The organism is Microcoleus sp. EPA2 (assembly GCA_020882975.1).
In the GTDB taxonomy this organism is placed as follows: Bacteria; Cyanobacteriota; Cyanobacteriia; order Cyanobacteriales; family Microcoleaceae; genus Microcoleus.
In genome coordinates this window covers 19,268-41,431 of the sequence record JAHRFD010000017.1, presented here as the reverse complement: position 1 = coordinate 41,431, position 22,164 = coordinate 19,268, and the positions used below count along the sequence as shown (strand labels likewise).

General features: G+C 45.5%; 23 protein-coding genes. 8 read left to right on the top strand and 15 right to left on the bottom strand.

Going from position 1 to position 22,164, the window contains the following annotated elements:
- Positions 1 to 153 precede the first annotated feature (153 nt).
- The 4 genes from AAFP14_RS16100 to AAFP14_RS16085 all read right to left on the bottom strand — a co-directional run bounded on the left by AAFP14_RS16100 (position 154) and on the right by AAFP14_RS16085 (position 3,709).
- Positions 154 to 1,116, bottom strand: coding sequence for an RluA family pseudouridine synthase (locus tag AAFP14_RS16100; RefSeq protein ID WP_341733257.1), 963 nt, complete (start codon positions 1,114 to 1,116; stop codon positions 154 to 156).
- Positions 1,117 to 1,204: 88 nt separating this feature from the next.
- Entirely contained in the window at positions 1,205 to 1,567 is a 363-nt protein-coding gene (locus AAFP14_RS16095; RefSeq protein ID WP_341733256.1) for a hypothetical protein, read from the bottom strand.
- Positions 1,568 to 1,695: 128 nt separating this feature from the next.
- Positions 1,696 to 3,144: a RecQ family ATP-dependent DNA helicase gene (locus tag AAFP14_RS16090; protein ID WP_341733255.1), complete on the bottom strand. Its 1,449-nt coding sequence runs from the start codon at positions 3,142 to 3,144 to the stop codon at positions 1,696 to 1,698.
- 181 nt (positions 3,145 to 3,325) lie between these two features.
- Positions 3,326 to 3,709 carry a hypothetical protein gene (locus AAFP14_RS16085; RefSeq protein ID WP_341733254.1) on the bottom strand — a complete coding sequence of 128 codons (384 nt, stop codon included), beginning with the start codon at positions 3,707 to 3,709 and terminating at the stop codon, positions 3,326 to 3,328.
- 281 nt (positions 3,710 to 3,990) lie between these two features.
- Between AAFP14_RS16085 and AAFP14_RS16080 the strand changes: the two genes are divergently transcribed.
- A complete protein-coding gene (locus tag AAFP14_RS16080; protein ID WP_472851059.1) occupies positions 3,991 to 4,608 on the top strand; it encodes a M23 family metallopeptidase in 618 nt (205 codons plus the stop codon).
- A 540-nt stretch (positions 4,609 to 5,148) separates the two neighbouring features.
- Here AAFP14_RS16080 and ftsH read toward each other — a convergent pair.
- The gene (gene ftsH / locus AAFP14_RS16075; RefSeq protein WP_341733253.1) at positions 5,149 to 7,086 is read right to left on the bottom strand and encodes an ATP-dependent zinc metalloprotease FtsH; all 1,938 of its coding nucleotides are present in this window, start codon (positions 7,084 to 7,086) and stop codon (positions 5,149 to 5,151) included.
- Positions 7,087 to 7,289: 203 nt separating this feature from the next.
- Between ftsH and AAFP14_RS16070 the strand changes: the two genes are divergently transcribed.
- Positions 7,290 to 7,835, top strand: coding sequence for an NADPH-dependent FMN reductase (locus AAFP14_RS16070; protein WP_341733252.1), 546 nt, complete (start codon positions 7,290 to 7,292; stop codon positions 7,833 to 7,835).
- A gap of 38 nt (positions 7,836 to 7,873) precedes the next feature.
- On the opposite strand, the gene AAFP14_RS16065 is transcribed toward AAFP14_RS16070, so the two are convergent.
- Entirely contained in the window at positions 7,874 to 8,104 is a 231-nt protein-coding gene (locus AAFP14_RS16065) for a hypothetical protein (RefSeq protein WP_341733251.1), read from the bottom strand.
- A 132-nt stretch (positions 8,105 to 8,236) separates the two neighbouring features.
- On the opposite strand from AAFP14_RS16065, the gene psb32 reads away from it, so the two are divergent.
- Positions 8,237 to 8,959, top strand: a complete 723-nt coding sequence (gene psb32, locus AAFP14_RS16060) for a photosystem II repair protein Psb32 (RefSeq protein WP_341733250.1) — start codon at positions 8,237 to 8,239, stop codon at positions 8,957 to 8,959.
- Between the two features lie 59 nt (positions 8,960 to 9,018).
- On the opposite strand, the gene AAFP14_RS16055 is transcribed toward psb32, so the two are convergent.
- Positions 9,019 to 9,402: a DUF4346 domain-containing protein gene (locus AAFP14_RS16055; protein WP_340525167.1), complete on the bottom strand. Its 384-nt coding sequence runs from the start codon at positions 9,400 to 9,402 to the stop codon at positions 9,019 to 9,021.
- Between the two features lie 22 nt (positions 9,403 to 9,424).
- Here AAFP14_RS16055 and AAFP14_RS16050 point away from each other — a divergent pair, with 22 nt between their 5' ends.
- Together AAFP14_RS16050 and dcm are read left to right on the top strand one after the other, a co-directional pair.
- Entirely contained in the window at positions 9,425 to 9,565 is a 141-nt protein-coding gene (locus tag AAFP14_RS16050) for a hypothetical protein (RefSeq protein WP_341733249.1), read from the top strand.
- A 101-nt stretch (positions 9,566 to 9,666) separates the two neighbouring features.
- Entirely contained in the window at positions 9,667 to 10,629 is a 963-nt protein-coding gene (dcm, locus tag AAFP14_RS16045; RefSeq protein WP_341733248.1) for a DNA (cytosine-5-)-methyltransferase, read from the top strand.
- Positions 10,630 to 10,773: 144 nt separating this feature from the next.
- Here dcm and AAFP14_RS16040 read toward each other — a convergent pair whose 3' ends face one another.
- Positions 10,774 to 11,073 (bottom strand): hypothetical protein, encoded by a 300-nt coding sequence (locus AAFP14_RS16040; RefSeq protein ID WP_341733247.1) that lies wholly within the window; start codon positions 11,071 to 11,073, stop codon positions 10,774 to 10,776.
- A gap of 120 nt (positions 11,074 to 11,193) precedes the next feature.
- Positions 11,194 to 11,604, bottom strand: coding sequence for a hypothetical protein (locus AAFP14_RS16035; protein ID WP_341733246.1), 411 nt, complete (start codon positions 11,602 to 11,604; stop codon positions 11,194 to 11,196).
- Between the two features lie 158 nt (positions 11,605 to 11,762).
- Between AAFP14_RS16035 and AAFP14_RS16030 the strand changes: the two genes are divergently transcribed.
- Positions 11,763 to 14,387, top strand: coding sequence for an FG-GAP-like repeat-containing protein (locus tag AAFP14_RS16030; protein WP_341733245.1), 2,625 nt, complete (start codon positions 11,763 to 11,765; stop codon positions 14,385 to 14,387).
- Between the two features lie 407 nt (positions 14,388 to 14,794).
- On the opposite strand, the gene AAFP14_RS16025 is transcribed toward AAFP14_RS16030, so the two are convergent.
- Positions 14,795 to 16,603 carry an aspartate kinase gene (locus AAFP14_RS16025; protein ID WP_341733244.1) on the bottom strand — a complete coding sequence of 603 codons (1,809 nt, stop codon included), beginning with the start codon at positions 16,601 to 16,603 and terminating at the stop codon, positions 14,795 to 14,797.
- A gap of 199 nt (positions 16,604 to 16,802) precedes the next feature.
- Between AAFP14_RS16025 and AAFP14_RS16020 the strand changes: the two genes are divergently transcribed.
- Positions 16,803 to 17,459, top strand: a complete 657-nt coding sequence (locus tag AAFP14_RS16020; protein WP_341733243.1) for an HAD family hydrolase — start codon at positions 16,803 to 16,805, stop codon at positions 17,457 to 17,459.
- A gap of 177 nt (positions 17,460 to 17,636) precedes the next feature.
- On the opposite strand, the gene AAFP14_RS16015 is transcribed toward AAFP14_RS16020, so the two are convergent.
- A complete protein-coding gene (locus AAFP14_RS16015) occupies positions 17,637 to 18,332 on the bottom strand; it encodes a hypothetical protein (protein ID WP_341733242.1) in 696 nt (231 codons plus the stop codon).
- Positions 18,333 to 18,363: 31 nt separating this feature from the next.
- Positions 18,364 to 19,755: a GAF domain-containing sensor histidine kinase gene (locus AAFP14_RS16010; RefSeq protein ID WP_341733241.1), complete on the bottom strand. Its 1,392-nt coding sequence runs from the start codon at positions 19,753 to 19,755 to the stop codon at positions 18,364 to 18,366.
- A 337-nt stretch (positions 19,756 to 20,092) separates the two neighbouring features.
- Here AAFP14_RS16010 and AAFP14_RS16005 point away from each other — a divergent pair, with 337 nt between their 5' ends.
- Positions 20,093 to 20,419, top strand: a complete 327-nt coding sequence (locus AAFP14_RS16005; RefSeq protein WP_340523987.1) for a DUF3155 domain-containing protein — start codon at positions 20,093 to 20,095, stop codon at positions 20,417 to 20,419.
- Between the two features lie 197 nt (positions 20,420 to 20,616).
- Here the strand turns inward: AAFP14_RS16005 and AAFP14_RS16000 are convergent, their stop codons facing one another.
- The 3 genes from AAFP14_RS16000 to AAFP14_RS15990 form a co-directional block, all read right to left on the bottom strand.
- A complete protein-coding gene (locus tag AAFP14_RS16000; protein ID WP_341733240.1) occupies positions 20,617 to 20,784 on the bottom strand; it encodes a hypothetical protein in 168 nt (55 codons plus the stop codon).
- A 111-nt stretch (positions 20,785 to 20,895) separates the two neighbouring features.
- Positions 20,896 to 21,429, bottom strand: coding sequence for a cofactor assembly of complex C subunit B (locus tag AAFP14_RS15995; protein WP_341733239.1), 534 nt, complete (start codon positions 21,427 to 21,429; stop codon positions 20,896 to 20,898).
- 161 nt (positions 21,430 to 21,590) lie between these two features.
- A complete protein-coding gene (locus tag AAFP14_RS15990; RefSeq protein WP_341733238.1) occupies positions 21,591 to 21,983 on the bottom strand; it encodes a PadR family transcriptional regulator in 393 nt (130 codons plus the stop codon).
- Positions 21,984 to 22,164 lie beyond the last annotated feature (181 nt).

Here is a 22,164-nt window from a genome sequence, read left to right as displayed (position 1 = left end):
AAAATCCTATCTTCATCGTCCTGTATTAAACTCTCTCTTCTCTTCCTTCGCGTCCTTTGCGCCTTCGCGGTTAAATCATTCCGATACAACCGGAATTGATATTACTAAGGGGAGGGAGTAAGAAATTCACCAATGATGTAGGATAGCTATATATCAAGTCTGAGCTCGCAGTCGCAGTATTCTGAGTAGAGTATTGAATTGGTCCGGTAAAGGTGCGATCGCCTCGATTAATTCTCCTGAGATGGGATGCTGCAATTGCAGCCGCCATGCGTGGAGGGCTTGTCCGGTTAAATTCACCCCTATAGAACGGTTAGAACTGTACATCGGATCGCCGATAATCGGATGTTTGATCTCGGCTGTATGGACGCGAATTTGATGGGTGCGACCTGTTTCTAATTGATAGTGAATTAGACTATAGTTACCAATTCTTTCTTTGATTTGCCAGTGAGTAATTGCGGGGCGACCGCCTTTGTCTACGGGTACTACGCCCATTTTTTTGCGGTCTGTGGGATGCCGACCGATTGGTAAGTTGATCGTACCTGTTTCCGCGTTAGGAATGCCATAAACTATGCCTAGATATTCGCGGCGGGCGGTTTTGGTTTTGAGTTGGGCTTGCAGGTGTTGGTGGGCGATGTCAGTTTTGGCGATCGCGATCGCCCCTGTGGTATCTTTGTCCAATCTGTGCACAATTCCAGGTCTTTGAACTCCACCGATCGCTGCTAGGGGACAGTGGGCTAGTAGGGCATTTACTAAGGTGCCATCTGGATGTCCGGCGGCGGGATGGACGACTAATCCGGCTGGTTTGTTGATGATAATTAAGCTGTCGTCTTCGTAGAGAATATCGAGGGGAATTGATTCGGGTTGTAAGGAAGTGGGCTGGGTATCGGGGAGGGTAATCTCGATGCGATCGCCCGTTTTTACCGAGATTTTTTTCGATGTGCAAGTTTCGTCATTGACTTTGATGTTCCCCTGTGATATGAGGCTTTGGATGCGCGATCGGGATAAATCTGGGATTTGGTTTGCCAGCCAAATATCTAATCGCGGATTAACATTATTTTGATTAAATTCCCCTGTATTTTCAACTATGTATATTTGTTTGGTATCTATTTCTATCATTTAGCTTCTTTAGGATGGTAAATCCTTATATAATAGGTCATTATAGCACGTTTAAATCATTTTTTCTGGGGATTTTTTGAGAGCGACTTTAGCTGCGACGAGGGCCCATAAACCGGGTTTTTACCAGAAAACTTCGTGACAGCGCACAAACCCCGAAAAAGCCGGTTTCTTTGACTGCGACGAGGGCCCAAAGCCAGTGAAACAGAGGAGGAGGGAGCAGATTAATTGTGACAGGATTTACCATGGGGGCCCAGAAACCGGGTTTTTGCCAAGATACTTCGTTGCGACACGCAGATTCGCGAAAAAACCCGGTTTCTTTCGTCGGATCGCCTAATTCCTGTGGGACGAGTACCTGTAGGGGCGAAGCATTTACGCGGTAATCTCTAGGAAAAACCCAAGTTTTGCGACGCAAATGCTTCGCCCTTTGCGAGTACCTGTAGGGATGCAGCATATAGATTTCTCGTTGGGTTTGGGCGAAGCATTCGGGCGATAACTTATTGGTATCCCGGATATATTTTTAGCCGAATGCTTCGCCCCTACGGGGATTATAATGAAAAGATAATTCGGCGGTTGAAACCGCTACTTACAATTATCGCAGTGTCCGCAACGCATTGACTTAGCTTCCTTTGCAAAACCAAAAGCTTGCAACAAGAATTGCCATCTACACTGTCGATGTTTCAGGTAGTTTGCCATTTCCTCAGCCGCGGTAAAATTTGATTGGTCGCCTTTTTGCTGTGCCGATTTATTGATGACATAATTAAAAGGATTTTCCCATTTTAATTGGCCGCTGCTGTGCAGAATTGCAAGGGCGATCGCACTTTCGGGAAATTCGCGCCCTACTGCATCTACATTACCTTTCACTGGTAGGTTTTTGGCTAGCTGCTGGGCTTCTCGATATTGCGATCGCAATTTATCCTCAAAAAACTCCTTTCTTTGTTTATCTTCGGGGTATAACCAGCCCGTCGGTTCGCTAATTAACGTCAGGGCGATCGCCGATTTGCCGTCCCGTCCGCCTCTACCAATTTCTTGAATGTATTCTGATAATAGCAAAGGTGCTTGATAGTGAACAACCCACCGCACATCTGGCTTGTTAATTCCCATCCCAAATGCTGACGTACAAGTCACAAATTTAAGCTCATTGTTTAGCCAAGCTTTTTCGATTTGTCGCCGTTCTTCTGCACTTAAGCCTGCGTGATAGGCTGCTGTTTGATAGCCTTGTTCTTCCAGCAAATCTGCTAATTTTTCGCTATCTTTTCTAGTGCGAACATACACTAAACCTGCTTGTTTTGGTCTAGTTTTAATAAAATTTAACAACTGCTGTTTGCGTCCCCTTGGTGTCCAGACTGTTTGCACTTGCAGATGTAAGTTAGAACGATAGGGATTTAGCAGGAATGCTTCCGGCTTTTGTAGTTGCAAGACATTTTTGATAATTTTTTGTGCTGCTGGGTTGGCGGTAGCGGTGAAAGCGGCGATCGCAATTTTACTTCCTTGTGGTTTAGTTTCCAATAAGGCCGAGCGCACAGTACCCAAACGCCGATAAGCTGGTCGAAATGTATCGCCCCACTGCACTAAACAATGAGCTTCATCTAATATTAAACCATTGATTTGTATTTGTGGCTGACTGATAATTTCCCAGACAGATTTGCTGAGCAAGGTTTCGGGAGATAGGTACAGCAATCTCAACTTATTTTGTTGCAGAGATTGCATAGTTTGTCGCTGCTGCTGTCTTGGCAATTGACTGTGGAGAAGAGCGGCGGGGAGATGGCGATCGCGCAATTCTTGCACTTGATTTTCCATCAGGGCTACCAGCGGCGAAACTACGAGAGTTAAGCCTGTTTGTAACAAAGCTGGCAGTTGAAAACAGATAGATTTTCCGCCACCAGTCGGCATAATTATTAGTGTATCTTTTCCGGCTAATAAACTGGTGACAATTTCTGCTTGGGGTGGTCGAAAATCTGCATAGCCCCAAATTTTTTGAAAAGCGGCGCGGGCTTGATTTAATAATGTTAATTCTGGATTAACTTTCATGCACTTTATTTACAACGGATAATGGGAATATTTTTGAGCGATCGTACAGGAATTACGCGCTTCGACAAAAGAAACCGGGTTTGTTAGCTAATCGGCCGGTGACAACGAAATATTGTCGCAAAAACCCGGTTTCTCAAAACCCGCGCGTAAGTCTTGTGCAAAATCCAAAATCTAAAATCCCCTAAGACTCCTCACCGTCTCGGCGTCCGAGTTCGTAAACTGCGCCTCCAATACAGGCGATCGTACCCATAGATACGGCCCAACCTGTACCCAGAGACAATTCTACGCCCCAATTGCAAAATCCCCCCACAATTAAAAAAGGCACAATACTCAACAGCGAAGCGTAAAAGGCATTTTGAGCTTCTCTACTTTGGCGAGTCTTCTCAAACTCCGTTTCCGAAGTATAAAGGGATCTTTCGGCAAAATTCATCCAGCGGTTGAGTTGCAGAATCACCCATGCTGTCAGGGGTGAGAGACCCCAATACAGGGCTAAAGACCATAAAGACGCACCGGCGATCGCAGTTGCGTCTATGGCAAAACTAAAGGGAAAAATTTCAGTAAGCATTGCTGGGTGTCAACTGTAAATATGAGATTTTAGAGTTCATCCAAAATCCCCGGACAACTATAGTGTCAAACAAAGAGTCGATCGAATTCAACGGTAGCAGGAATTATGCAGCAAAATTCTGGTTGCGCCACCCCCGGCATTTAACCGGAAGCCTTGACACCGGTTCTGCATGAAGTAAGATACACGTTGATCGACTGATTCGCCAAGCGGGTAGAGCTCACACGCTATCTGGCTGCGAATTGACAACATAGACACTTGTCCATACATTCTTACTTTGAGCCGTGAAAAAAATCCTGCAAGACTCTAGAGGCCCGCTGACAGTAAAACGCTTTTTTCGTCTCCGACAGATGCTGCTGCTGGTACTTTCGATCGGCATTGTTTCGATCGGCCCTTATTTACAGCAGCAGTTTGTCAAAGCTCAGTCAGCTTTACCCAGCAAAGTAGCTACGGGTAATTTGTGGCAAGAAGCTTCTTTTCCTGTGGAGAAATTTCAAGACTACACTTCCCCCTTCGGTCCCCGCGGTGGGGATTTTCATTACGGTTTGGACATCGCAGCCCCCGAAGGCAGTTATATCCGCAATTGGTGGGGTGGTCAAATTGCGGAAGTTTGGGAAGATGGTAGGTGTGGTACTGGTATTGTGGTGCGATCGGGCAATTGGGAACATATCTATTGTCACCTCAGAGGCAGAGTAGAAACTGGTAACGGCGGACGTTATTATACCGATCGCGAAGGCTTACAAATTTGGCAAGGTCAAACAGTGCCAGCCGGTGCGAGAATTGCGAGAGTTGGGATGACTGGCCGCACCTCTGGCCCTCACCTGCACTGGGGATTGAAGTACAATGGCCGCTGGGTAGATCCGGCTTTGGTACTCCGGGAAATGTATGCACAACAGTCTTAAATTAGTCATTAGTTAGTAGTCATTAGTCATTAGTCATTAGTCATTAGTCATTAGTCATTAGTCATTAGTCATTAGTCATTAGTCATTAGTTAGTAGTCATTGGTCATTAGTCATTGGTCATTAGTCATTGGTCATTAGTCATTGGTCATTAGTCATTAGTTAGTAGTCATTAGTTAGTAGTCATTAGTTAGTAGTCATTAGTTAGTAGTCATTAGTTAGTAGTCATTAGTTAGTAGTCATTAGTCATTAGTTAGTAGTTAGTAGTCATACCAAATCCGTTAGCATCGGAATTATTAAACTCTCTCTTCTCTTCCTTCGCGTCCTACCCTACGGGAACCCCTGCGGGGAACGCGCCTTCGTGGTTAAATCATTCCGATACAACCGGAATTGATATCATTAGTTAGTAGTCATTAGTTAGTAGTCATTAGTTATTAGTTAGTAGTCATTAGTTATTGGAACCAACAAATAACAAATAACAAATAACTAACAACTGACTAATGACTAATGACTAATGACCAATGACCAATGACCAATGACTCTTTATCTCGGTGCCAATTGTTTTTTCGGTGACTGGGTGTATTTATTCACAATTTGGCGGAATTCCTCGCCGTCGATGGTTTCTAAATCCAACAGTGTTTCCACAAGTTTGTCTACCAAAGGACGGTTTTCGCTGATAATTCGGCGGGCTTCTGCGTAGCAGTGAAAAGCTATCGTCCGAATCTGTCGATCGATTTTGTCTGCCATTTCTTCAGAATACTGCGATCGCGAACTCCACTCTCCGCCCAAAAACACCTGATTGCTGGGACTTTCCAAGGCCACAGGCCCCAAATCAGACATTCCATACAGCGTTACCATCTCTCTGGCGAGATTGCTAACTTTTCGGATATCGCTACCGGCACCGGTGTCGATTTCGTCGTCGCCGTAGATTTCGGCTTCCGCAGCCCGTCCCCCCAAAGCTACTGTAATCCGGTTTAACATCAGCGATCGACTCCTCAAACCTTCACTATCGAGCATTTCATCATCGAGGGTAAAGCTAGTAAAGCCTTCGATGCCACCGGAACGGGGAATGATTGTCACCTTTTCTACCGGGTCAGCATTTTTGAGCATGGTCGCTACTAGGGCGTGTCCGACTTCGTGGTATGCTGTCATCCACTTTTTCTTGCTGTCGAGTAGGGGATTGAGAGTCAGACCGATCGTGATCCGGTCAATCGCATCGTTAATTTCTAAATTAGCGATCGTATCTTTGCGCCGTCTGGCTGTGAGGATTGCCGCTTCGTTGAGCAAATTGGCTAAGTCGGCGCCGGAAAAGCCGGGAGTACGACGGGCGATCGTTTCTAGCGTCACTTCTGGGTCAAGTTTTTTGTTGCGGGCGTGAACTTGCAAAATCCCCAAGCGCCCTTTGTAGCTTGGTAAATCTACCGTTACTTGGCGATCGAACCTACCTGGCCGCAACAAGGCAGTATCCAGGACATCCGGGCGGTTGGTAGCGGCAATGATAATCACGCCACTGTTACCCTCAAAGCCGTCCATTTCTGTCAGCAACTGATTGAGAGTTTGTTCCCGTTCGTCGTTGCCGCCACCTATACCCGCCCCCCGTTGCCTGCCTACGGCATCTATTTCGTCGATGAAGACGATGCAAGGGGAATTTTCTTTAGCTTTGCGGAACAAGTCGCGGACGCGGGAAGCGCCGACACCCACGAACATTTCGACAAATTCGGAACCGGAAATCGAAAAGAAGGGAACCCCTGCTTCCCCGGCGATGGCTTTTGCCAACATGGTTTTACCTGTTCCGGGAGGCCCGATCAACAAAACTCCTCTGGGAATTTTGGCACCAATGGCGTTAAATCGTTCGGGTTTTTTGAGGAATGTCACGACTTCTTGAAGTTCTTCCTTGGCTTCTTCGATCCCTGCTACGTCGTCGAACATCACGCCCGTTTTAGCTTCCATTTGGAAACGGGCTCTGGATTTGCCAAAGTTCATGGCATTTCCTTGGGATTGGGTCGATCTACGCAGGATTGCCATCAGCACTGCCAGCACTGCGAAAATTACTAGCAAGTTTATGACTAAACTGACGGCGGCAGTGTTATCTGCGGTTTGTTTGACTTCAAAGTCGATCTTTTTGGCGCGGATTTGCGAGTAAAGTTCCCGGTTGTTGTAGTCGAACAGGGTAACAACTTTGGCTGTATCTGTTGGTTTTTGGTCTTTTAGTTTAACTTTGGCTGTTCTTTGGATTTCATCTATTTCGATTTTGCTGACTTGTCCTTTGTCTATGCTATCGATCAGTTTGCTGTAACTCATGGTGTTTGGCGTGGTATCGGCAAACACCGGTGTCGAGAGCAATATTCCTTGAGAAAGCACCAAACTGCCCAGGATGCGCCAAAGATGCCGTCCAGGAATTGATGTTTTAGGACTCTGCCTCGACTTGTCTTGTTTGGCGGCTAGATGCCCCAGCCATGCGTGTTTCCAAGAATTTTTCATATTGCTTTGCCCAAAGTTGAAGACTACCAAGGTTGAAGACTGCCAAGATTGACTACTCTTCGTTTGCTGCGTTTATTTATTTTAACAAGAGGGCGGGGTCCCCATCACTGGTTCTGCAACCTTCTCTTGACAATCAAGCATCCAGCTTGTTAGATTAATCATACTCATAATGAGTACGTTTTACTTGGTTCTTAACCTACATTATGGTAAAAATAGTTGGAATTGGCGGGAGTTTGCGGGCTGGTTCTTACAGCCAAATGGCGCTGAATATAGCAGCACAGCGGGTGCAGGCTCTGGGTGCAGAGGTGGAAGTATGGGATTTGCGATCGCTCAATCTACCTTTTTGCACTGGAGAGAATGATTATCAACAATTCCCCGATGTGGGAAAAATACAGAATTCGGTTAAGGCGGCCGACGGTTTAATTTTGGCAACGCCGGAGTATCACGGCAGCCTCAGCGGTGTATTGAAGAATGCCCTGGATTTAATGAGTTTTGAGCATTTAGAGGGAAAAGTGGTGGGTTCGATCGCCGTTTTGGGAGGGCAAGTTAACAGCAATGCGCTGAATGATTTGCGGGTGATTTTGAGATGGGTTCACGCTTGGGTGATTCCTGAACAAATTGCGATCGGACAAGCTTGGAAAGCCTTTAGTCCAGAGGGTAAATTGTTGGATGAAAAGTTAGATGAAAGGTTCGACCAATTTGCTCGCAGCTTAGTAGAAAATACCCAGAAATTGCGCGGAATTCAGTAGTAAAATGCTGGCTGTCGTCAGGGATTAATTGTTATGAGCTAAAATGGCATATCGATCGCCTCTCCGAAGGGATAGGGTTCATCCATCATCATCCTGCCGGGTTTTGACTCATATTTGTCAATCCACTTTTTGGCTAATTCCAAAGCTTCCTCCTCAGTTTTGGCATTTTGGACAGCGACGTGCCGATTGCCGCGGCTATCCCAAACCTCGACGTAGAATACTTTCTGGGACTGAATAATCCAACCTTTATAAGTGTCTGCTGGTTCCATAGTGACGATCCTAAAACAATCGGATAGGGCGTTTAATTGCTGAGCTAATTCTCAATATTGCCATCGCTAAAATGACTTTTCAGGGGGTTTGTATAGTATTTTTGGAAAAAAGGCACTTTTACCCTGAACCTCATGATCGGAATTTTCCAGAAATTCTTGAGTTGGAAAAAACATTTCCAACCTTTGGCGGGGGCGATCGCGATCGCCCTGATCCTATCCCAGATGGCTGTCTTGCCGGCCTTGGCGACTGGTGTCTACGAAATGCCGATGTTGTCGGCTGGCGATCGTACTTGGGTATTCGACAAAGGCGATGTACTCAGCCGCAACAGCGAAACCACGATTAGCAACGTGCTCGACAACTTGGAACAACAAACAGGGAAACAAGTCCGGTTTGTCACCATCCACCGCTTAGACTACGGCGAAACTACGGATACTTTCACCAACCAACTGTTTGAACAGTGGTTTCCCGCCACAGAAGACCAGACTAATCAAATTTTACTCGTTCTCGACACTGTTACCAACAGTGCGGCAATTCGCACGGGGGAAGGGGTGAAATCTCTGCTAACCGATGAAATTGCCCAGAGTGTGGCTGGGGAAACCGTGCAAGTGCCGCTGCGGGAGGGTAACAAATACAATGAGGCGTTGACGGAGGCCAGTTCGCGCATTGCTACTGTTTTGTCGGGTGAACCCGATCCGGGGGCTCCTGAAGTTGTGGACAACATTCAAGTTGAAGGAACCTTTAAGAAAGCTGAAGAAACAGACCAAGGTAATGCCACAGTTGTTGTGGTGGTGCTGTTGGTGTTGGCGACAGTGATTCCGATGGTGACTTATTTCTGGTATCAAGGTTTTTCATGATCGGATACTGCTAGATCTGATGAGTTGCGATTTTGTGAATAAATTATGGCACTGTCGCACTAATCTTGAACGTATTCTCGATCGCTCAATAGGGCCATTTCTGCCCGTACAAATTCCCGTCCCAAATAAGCCGCGTGATCTAACATTGTCACTGGATTGGGGCGGGTTTCTTCGAGGATTTTGACGCAAAGTTCTTTGGCGGTTCTGCCGGTAAAAAGTGTAGACTGAGTGCGTTCTACTTTGCCGCGGGCGGGGATGGGTTTACCGGTTTCGGGATCGACGGCGAGGCCTCTGTCGTCGATGATGTTGGTGAAATGTTTGGCACAAATTAGGCTGGTTGTGCGATCGAGGTAGATGATGAAGTAGCCGCCTGGATCGAGGTCGATGTGGCGTTTGGATAGGTTGTCATCGATGGCGGTGAGGTTTTCCAAGGTTTGACTCATGGTTGGTGAAAGGAAGTAGATAATGGCTGTATTTTGTTTTGCTATTTCTAGTTTAGTCGGCTGCGGGACAAGTTTGGGAGTTTTTGGGCGATCGGCTTTCTACGCGATATCTGTAGGGACTTACGGTTTGGCCTATCCGGCGCTGGGTTTTGGTTCTAATTAGTATGATGAACCGCAGAGAGCGCAGAGAACGCAGAGTGGAAGAAGAGAGAGAAACAAAATGTGTTATTATGGGGTTGATTAAGATTTCGTATTAAATTATAGATGAAATTTATAGATTTATTTTCGGGGATAGGAGGTTTTCGACAAGGTTTTGAAAAGGCTGGGTTTGAATGTGTTTTTTCCTGCGAAATTAACAATAAATGCCGGGAAGTGTACGCAGAAAATTTTGGGGAAGTACCTTTTGCGGATATTAGTAACATCAATCCTACCGATTTAGCAGATTTTGATGTTTTAGTCGCGGGGTTTCCCTGTCAACCTTTTAGCATCTGCGGCAAAAAGCTGGGTTTTGAAGATACTAGAGGTACGCTATTTTTCGAGATTTGTAAAATTATTAAAGTAAAACAACCTCAAGTAGTTGTTCTGGAAAATGTCAAGCATTTAATCCATCACGACAAGGGAAATACCCTAAAAGTAATTATTGCCAGTCTGAGAGAGTTGGGGTACAGCGTAAATTATCAAATTCTGAATGCTAAAGACTTTGGCATTGCTCAGCATCGCGAAAGAATATTCATTATGGCGACTAAGGGTAAAGAATTCAATTTTTCTCGAATTAAAACCCAGTTTCCTCCCAAACTCAGGGAATTTCTAGATGAGACAGGAGATTTTGAAATATTGGATAAATCGGAGTATACTTTAATTGAATATCCCAGAAAGCAAGATTCAGGACTTTTATTTGTAGGTTACAGAAATAAAGGTACTTGGAAAACTGGCGTGAGGCCAAATACAGAACATTTATCGAGGGTTCACCGACAGCCTAATCGTATTTATTCGGTAGATGGCGTGCATCCGACAATTCCTTCCCAAGAAACATCGGGCAGGTTTTTTGTCTATTTTCCCGATCGAGATATGGTGAGAAAGTTGACGCTGAAGGAATGTTATCGTTTGATGGGTTTTCCTGAAGATTTTAAGAGTTATCCGAGTGCGGGAGAAAGTTACAAGCAAATTGGGAATTCGGTTTGCGTGCCCGTGGTGGAGGCGATCGCCCAAGCAATACTCGATGGTTGAAACCGCCGAGTATTATCAGGGGGTTTTAACCCGGATTTAACCTCAAAACTTGCTCAGCTATGTTTGCGAAAGTGTCCATACAATTCTCGATCGCTCTGCTAACAAATCAGCCAATCTTTCAGCCCTATCTCGATCATCTTTCACCTAAGGTAAACCGACTATCTGAGCATGGGAGTCAGAGTCAGGTATTGCGTCTAAACCTAATTCACGAATTTGTCCTACTTGGATACTAGCAACTCCGTAACAATTTTGGAATTTTGCCGCACATTGTTCCGGTGAACAAACACTGGCAATTGTTACCGATAAACCCGGTTCATTGGGGCGAAGTAAATAAGCGGAAGATACAACTAAATTATTTGCTTCGTCAATCCATTGTCTGCGAAGTAAAGCTCTATAGACAATAGCACTTTCAGGTAAAGGCTCGAATTCATAGTTTGTAGTCATAAATATTTATTCATAAAGATGTCATTCGCAGAATAAATAGGATGAATTTTATCCACGAATAATCAAAATTATAGCACTTCTTTAGGACTACATCGGAGTGACTCCTATAAAATTTATCAGTTATACCTTGTTAAACCACTGTAGCCAATGAACTAACGTTGACGCGCAAATGAGATCTTCGGATTTATATTCCTGATTCTTTTGATGATAAATGTAAGCTTTTTCCTCGGCATTAGATGGGCAAAATAACCTAACTCTACAATCAGCTTTTATATTTTCCCAAGCAAGTCTAATACTACCTTGGTCATCAGTACCAGTAGAGCATTTAGGAAAACTGTTGCCCATGCTATCATAGGCCTCAACTACCAATTTCATCGCTGTCCTGAAAGCATACTCAGTCGGTCTCAAAATTCCGTACTCATCCTCTTCTTCTAAGTCTAAAAGTTCGATCAGACGTTCAACGGTGATGCGGAAATTTGATAAACCACTATTGCTGATGCTATCAGTAATCTGTTCCTTAGCTATAGTCATAAGATTAAATTCCTTTTAGTCGATCGCCAATTTCATCCTAACACAGCATCTCCCAGCCTGACTGACGGGGGAAGTCCCAAATCGATTGACTTACCGCAAAAATCCTGTAAAATAGTCATAAAATTTTATACACTAATAAAAATTAGAGGGGTAGCACTTTGAACTTCTCCCGTAAAGATGTATCGGTAAATACGAACCCAGTCTCACTGACGGTGACAGACTTCGATCGAGATGGCAAACCCGACTTAGTTGTACCAAATTTAGGCAGCAATAGCATCTCTTTGTTCGCTAATGCTGGCTCTGGAAACTTTGATTTTAAACTGAACAAAAATGTGGGAAGCGCCCCCACCATCGTTTTAGCAGCCGATTTTATTAATGGAGATAATAGACCAGAACTCTTGGTAGCAAATAGCGGAGATAGTAGCATATCATTACTATTAAATAGCAAATTAGGATTCATTAATTTTCCAACCTTTAGCTTTGGTAATCTGCCTTTTCCTGACGCGGCGATCGCGGCGGATTTTGATGGGGATAGTAAACTAGATTTTGCTGTCGTCAATGGGAAGCAGAATGTGGCAGTTTTGATGCTAAACCGTGGTTTTAGCTTTATTTTGCAGCCAGCCATTCCTGTTGGTACTAATCCTGTGGCGATGACGGCGATTGACTTTAATGTTGATGGTAAAATCGATTTGGCGATCGCCAACGAAGGTAGCAATAATGTGACTTTGTTGCTGAATGCTGGTGGTGGTAACTTGACAAAGTTGCCAGATATAGTTGTTGGGAATTCACCAAGGGCGATCGCCACTGGTGACTTTAATAACGATGGTTTTCCCGATCTGGCGATCGCAAATACAGCCAGCAACAGCATTTCAGTTTTGTTGAATTCTCAGGGTAGCAGTTTCACCAAACAGCCAGATATTACTGTTGGTAATTCTCCAAGTTCGATCGCCAGTGGTGACTTTAATAACGATGGTTTGGCTGATTTGGCGATCGCCAACCAAGGTAGCAATAACATCTCAGTGCTGCTAAACTCTGATGCTGGTAAGTTTACCAAACAGCCAGAAATTCCAGTAGGATCTCGTCCCTCCTCACTTGCGGCTGCTGACTTCAATGGTGATGGTAAACTCGATCTGGTTGTGGCGAATGAATTGAGCAAAAGCTTGACAGTGCTCATCAATGAGGGTACTCCAACTCCGACAACGCCCACTCCGACAACGCCGACTCCGACAACGCCGACTCCGACAACGCCGACTCCGACAACGCCGACTCCGACAACGCCGACTCCAGCGACAACGCCGACTCCGGCGACAACGCCAACTCCGGCGACAACTCCCACTCCGGTAACAACGCCAACTCCGGTAACAACGCCAACTCCGGTAACAACGCCAACTCCGGCGACAACTCCCACTCCGGCGACAACGCCAACTCCGGTAACAACGCCAACTCCGGCGACAACTCCCACTCCGGCGACAACGCCAACTCCGGCGACAACGCCAACTCCGGCGACAACTCCCACTCCGGCGACAACTCCCACTCCGGCGACAACTCCCACTCCGGCGACAACTCCCACTCCGGCGACAACGCCAACTCCGGCGACAACGCCAACTCCGGCGACAACGCCAACTCCGGCGACAACGCCGACTCCGGTAACAACGCCAACTCCGGCGACAACTCCCACTCCGGCGACAACGCCAACTCCGGCGACAACGCCAACTCCGGCGACAACGCCAACTCCGGTAACAACTCCGGTATCAATTCCTACACTACCTCTTACCCTCTCAACCACGCCCACTGAAATTACTCTGCCATTAAATTTCGTCGATCGGAGTCAGATCGAGAAGATAATTGCCACATCCACGCCAACACCAGCACTAGCACCAACACCCGTACCAACCCCAACACCTGTAACGACTCCGATTCCTGCGATCGCACCAACACCCATACCAACACCCGTACCAACCCCAACACCTGTAACGACTCCGATTCCTGCGATCGCACCAACACCCATACCAACACCCGTACCAACCCCAACACCTGTAACGACTCCCATACCAGCACCCATAGTTTCCATCCAAACCTCTCTCCCCAATACCACCGATAGTGGTGAAGCAACAGGAATCCCTGAAAATCTACGGGGAGAAGGGTTTTGCCTCCTAACAGACGGATCTGATACTGTGATTCCAGAAGTAGCAGCTAAGACAGGAATTAGTGCTTTATCGGGTAATGACTTGCTCACAGCTACAGAAAATGACGATTTGATTAATGGTAATCAAGGAGCAGATACCCTAGCCGGAGTTGGCGGCAATGATATTTTGCTGGGCGGGAAAGGTTCTGATTTTCTCGATGGCGGTTTTGGCAAAGATTTTCTCAGTGGTAACAATGATAATGACACCTTAATTGGAGGAGATGGTAATGATGTTTTGCAGGGTGGCAAGGGAGATGATATTCTCAATGGCGGTGCTGATGATGACGTATTAATTGGGGATTTTGGTCAAGATATACTCATTGGTGGTATTGGCAAGGATGCGTTTATATTTGCGGAAAATCAGGCGATCGCATCCATCGAGCGTGCTGATGTAATTATAGATTTTTCTCAGGGTGATGCAATTGGTTTGAGTGGAGACATTGCCTACAATCAATTATCTTTTGAGCCTGTGCTATTACAGATAGATGGTGGGATGCCAACGGCTTCTGTAGCGATTAAGGTTAATTCTGATTACTTGGCGATCGTCTTTGACATTGATGCTAGCTATCTAACCGCTGATGTTTTCTTCACTACCTAGTAGATGATATAGCAATCCTAAATCATTTGTGAATTTCTTACTCCCTCCCCTTAATAAGGGGAGGGTTGGGGTGGGGTAAAAACTTTACGACTCCTGCAAGGACTGCTATAGATAACTAAACTTGTACTCGGTGATTGAAGCCTTGTGATCTGCTACTGTGATTTCATACCAAATCTGTAATATCAAATCCGTTGACATAGGAATTATGATTTCTCTCTTCTCTTCCTTTGCGTCCTTCGCGCCTTCGTGGTTAAATCATTCCATAACTCCTCAGCCTTAAAAAAGGACGATTTTTTGATATTTAATCAAATAAAAATCGTCCTGTATTCAGATCTATATTTTCGGACTCTGTGTTGTGGAGTGTTCAAGGTCTGGTTAAATCATGACCATGGAAAGGTCAAGATTAATTATGCTGGAACTTGGATTTTTTCGGTACCAGCCAGTTCAAAAGCTGTGTGAATGGCGCGCAAAGCAGTTACGCCTTGTTCTTCATCCACCACGCAGCTAATTTTAATCTCGGAAGTCGCAATCATTTGAATGTTGATTTGGTGCCGGGAAAGGGCTTCAAACATCTTTGCTGCTACTCCTGGATGGGCGATCATCCCGGAACCGACTACGCTAACTTTCGCAATTTGTGTATCGACGGAAACTTCGCCCCATCCCAATTCTGGGGCGGCTTTTTCGAGGACTATTTTAGCAGCTTCTGCATCGATTTGTGCTACGGTAAATGCAATGTCGCGAGTTAATATGCCGTCGATATTGTGGCAGCGCTGGGACTGAATGATGGTGTCTACGCTGATGTTTTCCTCGGCTAACAATCCAAACAGTTTTGCTGCGACTCCGGGGCGATCGGGCAAATGACGAATTGCTAGACGTGCTTGGTTGGAATCTAGGGCTACAGCCCTGACGGCGGCAGGTTTTGGAGATGGGGAATTGAGGGCGAGGGGGGAGTTGGAGACATCAAAAGTTTTGCAGAGTTCGGCCACTGCCCGATCGCAATCGACAGCATCGATCGTACAACTAACTTTTACCTCGGAAGTGGAAATCATTTGAATGTTAATTCCCGCATCCGCTAAAGTCTTAAACATTTCGGCTGCAACCCGCGGACGCCCGATCATTCCCGCCCCTGCAATGCTAACTTTAGCTATGGGTCGCTCTTCGGCTTTGACTTCCGGTTCTCCCAATTCAGGGCGAGAATTTTTGCCGAGGGCGGGGATAATTGCATCTGCAACGGCGGTGGCTTGTTGTAGAGAATTTCGCGTGACGGTAAAGGCAATATCGTTAGTATTTCCTTCGTGAATTGATTGGATAATTAAATCTACATCGAGATTTTGCTTGGCGATCGCACCAAATAACCGCGCTGCTACTCCGGGGCGATCGGGCAAACGCAGCAACGACACCCCCGCCTGATCCAGGTCAAATTCCACCGCATCCACGGCTTTGGCGAGCTCCAAGCCCTCTAAAGGCCGTGGTTGGGGGGGAGGCGACACTACCCGCGTACCGGGGGCGTCACTCCAACTAGACAGCACTACCAAGGGCATTCCGTAATTCTTGGCAATTTCTACCGCCCGCGGGTGCAGCACTTTTGCACCCAAACTCGCCAATTCCAGCATTTCGTCGCAGGTAATCTCATCCATCAACTGGGCGTTGGCTACTAGGCGCGGATCGGTGGTCAAAATTCCGGGTACGTCAGTATAAATTTCGCACCTGTCGGCCCGCAATGCAGCCGCGATCGCCACTGCGGAAGTGTCGGAACCGCCTCGCCCCAGGGTAGTAATTTCTAGTTCCTCGGCATCAGCGATGCCTTGGAAACCTGCTACTACAACTACTTTTCCGCTGTTGAGCTGGCTTTCGATGCGAGTCGGATCGATGCGCAAAATCCGGGCGCGGGTGTGGGCGGCTTCGGTGACGATGCCGACTTGGGCTCCTGTCAGGGAGATGGCGGGTTGTCCGAGTTCCTGTAATGCCATACTCAGAAGTGCGATCGACACTTGTTCGCCGGTGGAGAGCAACATATCCATTTCCCGCTTGTTGGGCGTTGCGGAAATTTCCTTAGCCAGTTTTACCAAGCCGTCGGTGGTTTTACCCATGGCGGAAACGACGACAACTATGGAATTGCCTAGCTGTGCGGTTTTGACAACTCGTCTGGCTACTTCCAGAATCCGTGAGACTGTTCCTACCGAACTTCCGCCATATTTCTGAACAATTAGTGCCATATACTCTACAGAAAATAATGCAATACTTAAGTTAATATACGCAAATTTTAGATGATAACCGATGAAGGTTTATATCGATTTTGAGGATGCTGTTAGCCCCAGGGGCTTTTTTGTTTGAGATTGGAGGCCTACCCTCTGGTTCGGCGTTACCCGCCAGAGCCGAATGTGGAAAAATTTTAATTGAGATTGGAAGAGGAATATGAGTCAGTACAAGTTAATTATTTTTGATTTTGATGGTACTTTGGCAATTACTCACAATGCTATTATATCTTGCATTACCAAAACTTTTGAAAAATTCCTGCTAGTACCACCGACTGCCGATCTAATTCGAGGCACGATCGGTATTAATTTAGCCAAGACTTTCCAAATCCTCCATCCAGCTATAGAAGCAACAGAAATTCCCCAATGGGTTGAAACTTATCGTTACTATTATCGCACTGAAGGTGAAAAACAACTGGCTCTATTTTCGGGGGCAACGCAAATATTGCACCTAGCAAAACAAGCAGAATTAAGTCTGGGAGTCCTCAGTAATAAACACGTTAATTTTGTGAATTTATTTTTAGATAAATTAAATATTCACATTTTTTTTGATTTGATTATTGGAGATGATGGAGAAATGGTTCAAAAGCCAGATCCGACTGTATTTTACTCAATTATCAAACCACTTTTTCCCGACTTGAATAATAGTGAAGTTTTAATGGTTGGTGATACCGCGGTGGATTTGCTGTTTGCTAAAAATGCTCAAATTGATGCTTGTTGGGCAGCTTATGGCTATGGCGATCGCCATGAGTGTCTTTCCCTAGAACCAACTTTCATAATTAATAATCTTGAAGAACTTTCTTCAATCATTATATAGCTTTTATCAGTAAAGGGTTATTTGTTATTTGTTATTGGTTGTTTGTTGTTTGTTGTTGGTTATTTGTTGTTGATTATTTGTTGTTGGTTATATGGAAATCACTCAAACTGGTCATGGCAATTACCCCTTACCTTACCTCACCTAACTGAGACAGGATCTATGGCTTTTCCTATAGCCTCAGATTTCATCTGTGTTTATCGGTTTTTTTCCCACAAGTTCTTGATGACATACGTGCCAAAAATACAGTGCTAAATTTATCAGAGCTAATAATTTAGTGCCATCTTCTAACATAGCATGGACTCCTTGACTTCTGGCGGCGAAGATATCTTCTAATCGGGAAATGGCAAATAAGATAAATACTGCTATTAATGGCAAGTAAGGAGTAGTTTTGATGAGCTTCCAAAATCTCACACTCCATGCCAAAATGCCAGTGGCATAACACAAATAAATTAATTTCTTAGATACTCCTAAACCAGAAAGAATCAAAGTCATCCTAAATCTGTCATCCAGGGAAAATACTCCCAATAATAAAGCGCTAAAAAATAAGAAGCTTTGGACGGGAGCGCGATGATTTTTTTGGCGTAGCACTCCGAACGTAAATGCACAAATTGTTACGGGAATTGACCAAAATAATTCTGAAATTCCTGTTAAAATGCCTTCGTAAGGCAACCAGAAGTTAAACGGATCGCTAAACAGGCGTTCAACTCCATATCCCTTGTTTGTAAGTTTGGCATATATGCTGATTCCACCCAACATGATTATAGTCAAAGTGTTAATCAATACCAAAAAAGGGACGGTAAAAAAATGTTTTTTCAGTAAATTTAAAAAAATAAATAAAGGGGATTTTGTTTCAAATAAAGAGCGGCGCTTCATAGAAAATATCTCCTATTATTAATAGAGGGATTTACTGACTCAGTGGCAGCCAAACTACGAAGGTAGTGCCGCGATCGCTGGGAGATAAATGTGACCCGACAGAGGGTAGCCATTCAGGATTGAGAGGGGAATATACTTCTATTTCTCCTTGCATTTGGTGGACTAAATCGCGGGCGATCGCTAAACCTAATCCGGTTCCGGGAATTTCTGTCTGGGCTTTTTCTCCCCGGTAGTGTCGCTCAAATAAATGCTCTAAATCCTGGGGGGGAATTCCTGAACCTGTGTCGCTGACAGCAACTGCTAGGGCTGGCAATTGATGTTGTTTGGTTCCATTGGCTTCTTGTGCTTGATTGTCTACTTTAATGTAAATTTTGTTACCAGGATAGCTATATTTCAAGGCATTGTCAATTAGATTGCTCAAAACTTCCTGCAAAGCTCGATCGTTAGCTGAAACTGCGGGCAAATTTCCTGGAATCTCTGCTACTAATTTGAGGTTTCTTTCGGAGGCGATCGCAGAAGCTGAAATTAACAGCGGTTTTAACACTTCTGCAACACAACAGGATTGATCTTGATTGCTTACAGGTGACAGAGACAGAGGAGACTGACGATTTAATTCAGCCTGGGACATCTCTATTTCTGAACTACCAGAGGGTAGTCTCAAATTGCTTTCGCCGATGTCAACCGTTCGATCGAACTGTAAGAGCAATTCTTGCAAGCGATCGCTCTCTCGGATAATACTCAAAGCTACGTTGCGGTTTTTGTCTTCCGGGACGAGCCGCTTGACTAGCAGCTTACCAAAAGTGCGTAAGGCTGTGAGCGGACTTTTGAACTGGTGCAGTAAATTCTGCATCGTGTCATAAACCTGAGTTTGGATTTGTCGCTGCTGGCGTAGTTCTTGTTGCATCCACTGCGATCGCTGGTCTAAAATGCAGGCGAGGGCCAGGGTGCGAGCAATTTGTTGTATTTGAGCGTCCTCTCGATCGTTCCAAGGCCTGTCTTGTCTGCCGCTGACCAGAAGTCCCATTACTACTCCTTCGTGAATCAGAGGTGTCACAATTTGCCGCCGAGACAGCCAAATATTTTCTGGGCCTTGGCACTGATGGGAATTGCTGTTAAAACCTGGAAGAGACTCTGGCTGGATTGCCCCCATTTCTGAGTTTTCTCGACTTGGAGTTTGGTCTGCCAGCAGTCGCGGGATCGCCTTTAATGCTGAGGTTGTGGGAGATTGCTGCCTCACGCTCTGATTTTGGGCCCAGGACTCTGAGGTTTCCGGGTAAACCGCGATCGGTATCAATTTTGCTTGGCTACCTTCGATCAGTTCTTCCGTCAGGTATATGGCGCTGAATGTCGCTCCCAAACTGACGGCGATCGCCACCTGCGATCGACAAAGCTTGACAAATTCGGAACTGGCTGGCTTTAACATGAGCGCCGCATTAAGATATTTAACGGAATTATTAAGTAAATTACAATTTCTAACTTATCGATTACAGACTGCTTTGTTGTTCCTGCACTGAATTGTTTTGGGATAAATTTTGTTTAAATAACCAGTCTGTATAGCTTTCAGACTTCCTAATTTTTTTGAGCGAGGGATAGTTTCGGGTTCACCTACCACGATGGCAATACTCTGGTCGAGGGGTACAAATGTTAAGATTATGTCGAATTATTAAATAAACTTGATATTTTGAGCTAGAACGGATATACTCGGCTCGGATTTGGTAGCTATAATTACAACCTGTCTGCTCACAGAGGAGGTAAAGAAATTGGCCAGGAGACGCAAGCGCAAAAGTCGCCGCCGACAAGAAGGACGCAGGATTTTAGAGTGTGTGCCTCAATATAGCATCGAGAGCGGCGAAGATAAACCCGTAACAGCGGCTCGCAAGTTCATCCATGCTGAAGGCATTGCCCCCCCAGCTTTGCTGTTGGTCAAACGCAATGAGCATACCACCGATCGATACTTCTGGGCTGAAAAAGGTTTATTTGGAGCTCAATACGTAGAAGAGAACCATTTCTTGTTTCCCAGCTTAAAAGTGATGTTGGAGTCGTCTACCACAGAAAAAATTCCTGTGGTGTCAGCCAGTCGCGCATAGCTCAAAAGCCAGAAGCCAGAAGCCAAAAGCCAGAAGCCAAAACCCCCAAACTCCCAACTAAAATGCTGAGTTTATAACGGTAAACTCAAAATGTTTAGTTCAAAACATTGAGGGCAGTGTTAGTGCAACTTTTTAACAAAAGCTCAAAATAGATCATTGTCTCGAGGGTGTCAACTGCAAATTTAAGCGAAAATTCCTTAGAAACTTAGGCCCAAGGAGCCATCGCCATAGAAGCGATCGTCACAAGGGCGATCGCCACAGTCGGCACTCTCAAGATAATGGCTTTTGTGGGAGCTACTGTGAGTGATGGTGTGTTTGAGCATTAGTTGGATGGAACTAATCACGAACACACAGAATTCAAGCATTCATAGTTTAGTCTGCTCGAAGTGTCAGTTATAGAGACATTCAAAATGGAGGTCTCTGAAAATCCTGGACCGACAGCATCTAGATTATCAGAAAAGGTGACGTTTAAATTGTCAATCGATCGGTGTCAGAGCCAAAGCTTTTTGCATGACGGCGAGTTCGTCGCGATGACCTCTGACAGTAATTAAGCTCTTGGTTTGGCTTCCCGACTCGGCGACGGATTCCAGTTTGAGAGAGACTTGTTCAGGGCGTCCAGCTTTTTTCCAGTAAAATATCCCCGCCAGTGGCGATAGTAACACCAAAGCAAGAAAAATTTGACCTTGCTGAGGAACTAGCATCGCCAAAACCAGTCCCAGGCACAAAGCGCCCCCTGCACTCAGGAGGGTTAAAAAAATAGCTAAAAACCAACTAGGACGGACAAACCCTTCAAAAGTGACTTGGTAGTTAGGAGCATCGACGGCTGCAACTCGGTAAGCTCTCTGGGCAAAATACTCTTGTAGCTGGGTTAACAGTGACTCTTGGTTACTCTCGGAAGCGAGTTTAACTTGTTCGGTTCGGTCTTTGACAGAAGCCTTGATGAAAAAAAACAAGCCCACAGCTAACACCAGCGTCAGCACAAAGGTGGATGGCAAAACAGGATTATTCATCAGCTAAAAGTTTGTGTAAGGGGAATTAAGTAGGAAGAAGCAAAAATGCCCTTCGATAGGTTCTTCGGTGATGTGATTGAGCAAAGCGAAGGCCCACGGGGCAAATCGCTTTGCAAGTAGTGCCGACATCTGAAGAGTTGAGGCATCGGATTAAAATTGCACTAACCGCTGTGTCCGGTTTCTAAGTCTTGGTGCTGATGTCTAGACACCCCTTTTCCCTGAGCAATGTATCCATGCCAAAGATGAGCGAGGTCTTGAGCTTGATGTCGCCACTCTGGGAGAATTTGATACATCCGGCGCGGGCGGCCGCGTCCTTCTACTTTTTTCCAGTAACCGGTGATGACAGCTTCATCTTCCAGGAATTTAAGTGCGCTGTAGAGTACGGTATCAGAAAGTCGGTAGATGGGGAATTCCCTCTCTAGTTGTCCGATCAGTTCGGTTCCGTAGGAATCTCCGCGTAATAAGACGGAGAGAATGTAGCACACTGCTAGTTCCTTGTTTAGATAAACAGGAGGGGGGTCTTGAAAAAATTGATAGATATGTTCAAACTTCATCTGTCTTTGCCGCTGGAGACTCTCTTGATACCGTCTGGTTAACGTGAGAGGAAAGCGGGGCGGGGTGTGCCGCTTCCTATGAACTGAGCAAGGGGGATAATCGTTACTGAATCTAGATGTCCTCTTCCAATCTATCGCAGTGACTCTTGGCAAGTGTGCGATCGACAACGAATTTGGAGTT

Bases quoted from the DNA above. Each gene is read 5' to 3' on its own strand.
- AAFP14_RS16100 (WP_341733257.1), bottom strand. From the start codon at position 1,116: ATGATAGAAATAGATACCAAACAAATATACATAGTTGAAAATACAGGG.
- AAFP14_RS16095 (WP_341733256.1), bottom strand. From the start codon at position 1,567: ATGCTGCATCCCTACAGGTACTCGCAAAGGGCGAAGCATTTGCGTCGC.
- AAFP14_RS16090 (WP_341733255.1), bottom strand. From the start codon at position 3,144: ATGAAAGTTAATCCAGAATTAACATTATTAAATCAAGCCCGCGCCGCT.
- AAFP14_RS16085 (WP_341733254.1), bottom strand. From the start codon at position 3,709: ATGCTTACTGAAATTTTTCCCTTTAGTTTTGCCATAGACGCAACTGCG.
- ftsH (WP_341733253.1), bottom strand. From the start codon at position 7,086: ATGAAAAATTCTTGGAAACACGCATGGCTGGGGCATCTAGCCGCCAAA.
- AAFP14_RS16070 (WP_341733252.1), top strand. From the start codon at position 7,290: ATGGTAAAAATAGTTGGAATTGGCGGGAGTTTGCGGGCTGGTTCTTAC.
- AAFP14_RS16065 (WP_341733251.1), bottom strand. From the start codon at position 8,104: ATGGAACCAGCAGACACTTATAAAGGTTGGATTATTCAGTCCCAGAAA.
- psb32 (WP_341733250.1), top strand. From the start codon at position 8,237: ATGATCGGAATTTTCCAGAAATTCTTGAGTTGGAAAAAACATTTCCAA.
- AAFP14_RS16055 (WP_340525167.1), bottom strand. From the start codon at position 9,402: ATGAGTCAAACCTTGGAAAACCTCACCGCCATCGATGACAACCTATCC.
- AAFP14_RS16050 (WP_341733249.1), top strand. From the start codon at position 9,425: ATGGCTGTATTTTGTTTTGCTATTTCTAGTTTAGTCGGCTGCGGGACA.
- dcm (WP_341733248.1), top strand. From the start codon at position 9,667: ATGAAATTTATAGATTTATTTTCGGGGATAGGAGGTTTTCGACAAGGT.
- AAFP14_RS16040 (WP_341733247.1), bottom strand. From the start codon at position 11,073: ATGACTACAAACTATGAATTCGAGCCTTTACCTGAAAGTGCTATTGTC.
- AAFP14_RS16035 (WP_341733246.1), bottom strand. From the start codon at position 11,604: ATGACTATAGCTAAGGAACAGATTACTGATAGCATCAGCAATAGTGGT.
- AAFP14_RS16025 (WP_341733244.1), bottom strand. From the start codon at position 16,603: ATGGCACTAATTGTTCAGAAATATGGCGGAAGTTCGGTAGGAACAGTC.
- AAFP14_RS16020 (WP_341733243.1), top strand. From the start codon at position 16,803: ATGAGTCAGTACAAGTTAATTATTTTTGATTTTGATGGTACTTTGGCA.
- AAFP14_RS16015 (WP_341733242.1), bottom strand. From the start codon at position 18,332: ATGAAGCGCCGCTCTTTATTTGAAACAAAATCCCCTTTATTTATTTTT.
- AAFP14_RS16010 (WP_341733241.1), bottom strand. From the start codon at position 19,755: ATGTTAAAGCCAGCCAGTTCCGAATTTGTCAAGCTTTGTCGATCGCAG.
- AAFP14_RS16000 (WP_341733240.1), bottom strand. From the start codon at position 20,784: ATGCTTGAATTCTGTGTGTTCGTGATTAGTTCCATCCAACTAATGCTC.
- AAFP14_RS15995 (WP_341733239.1), bottom strand. From the start codon at position 21,429: ATGAATAATCCTGTTTTGCCATCCACCTTTGTGCTGACGCTGGTGTTA.
- AAFP14_RS15990 (WP_341733238.1), bottom strand. From the start codon at position 21,983: ATGAAGTTTGAACATATCTATCAATTTTTTCAAGACCCCCCTCCTGTT.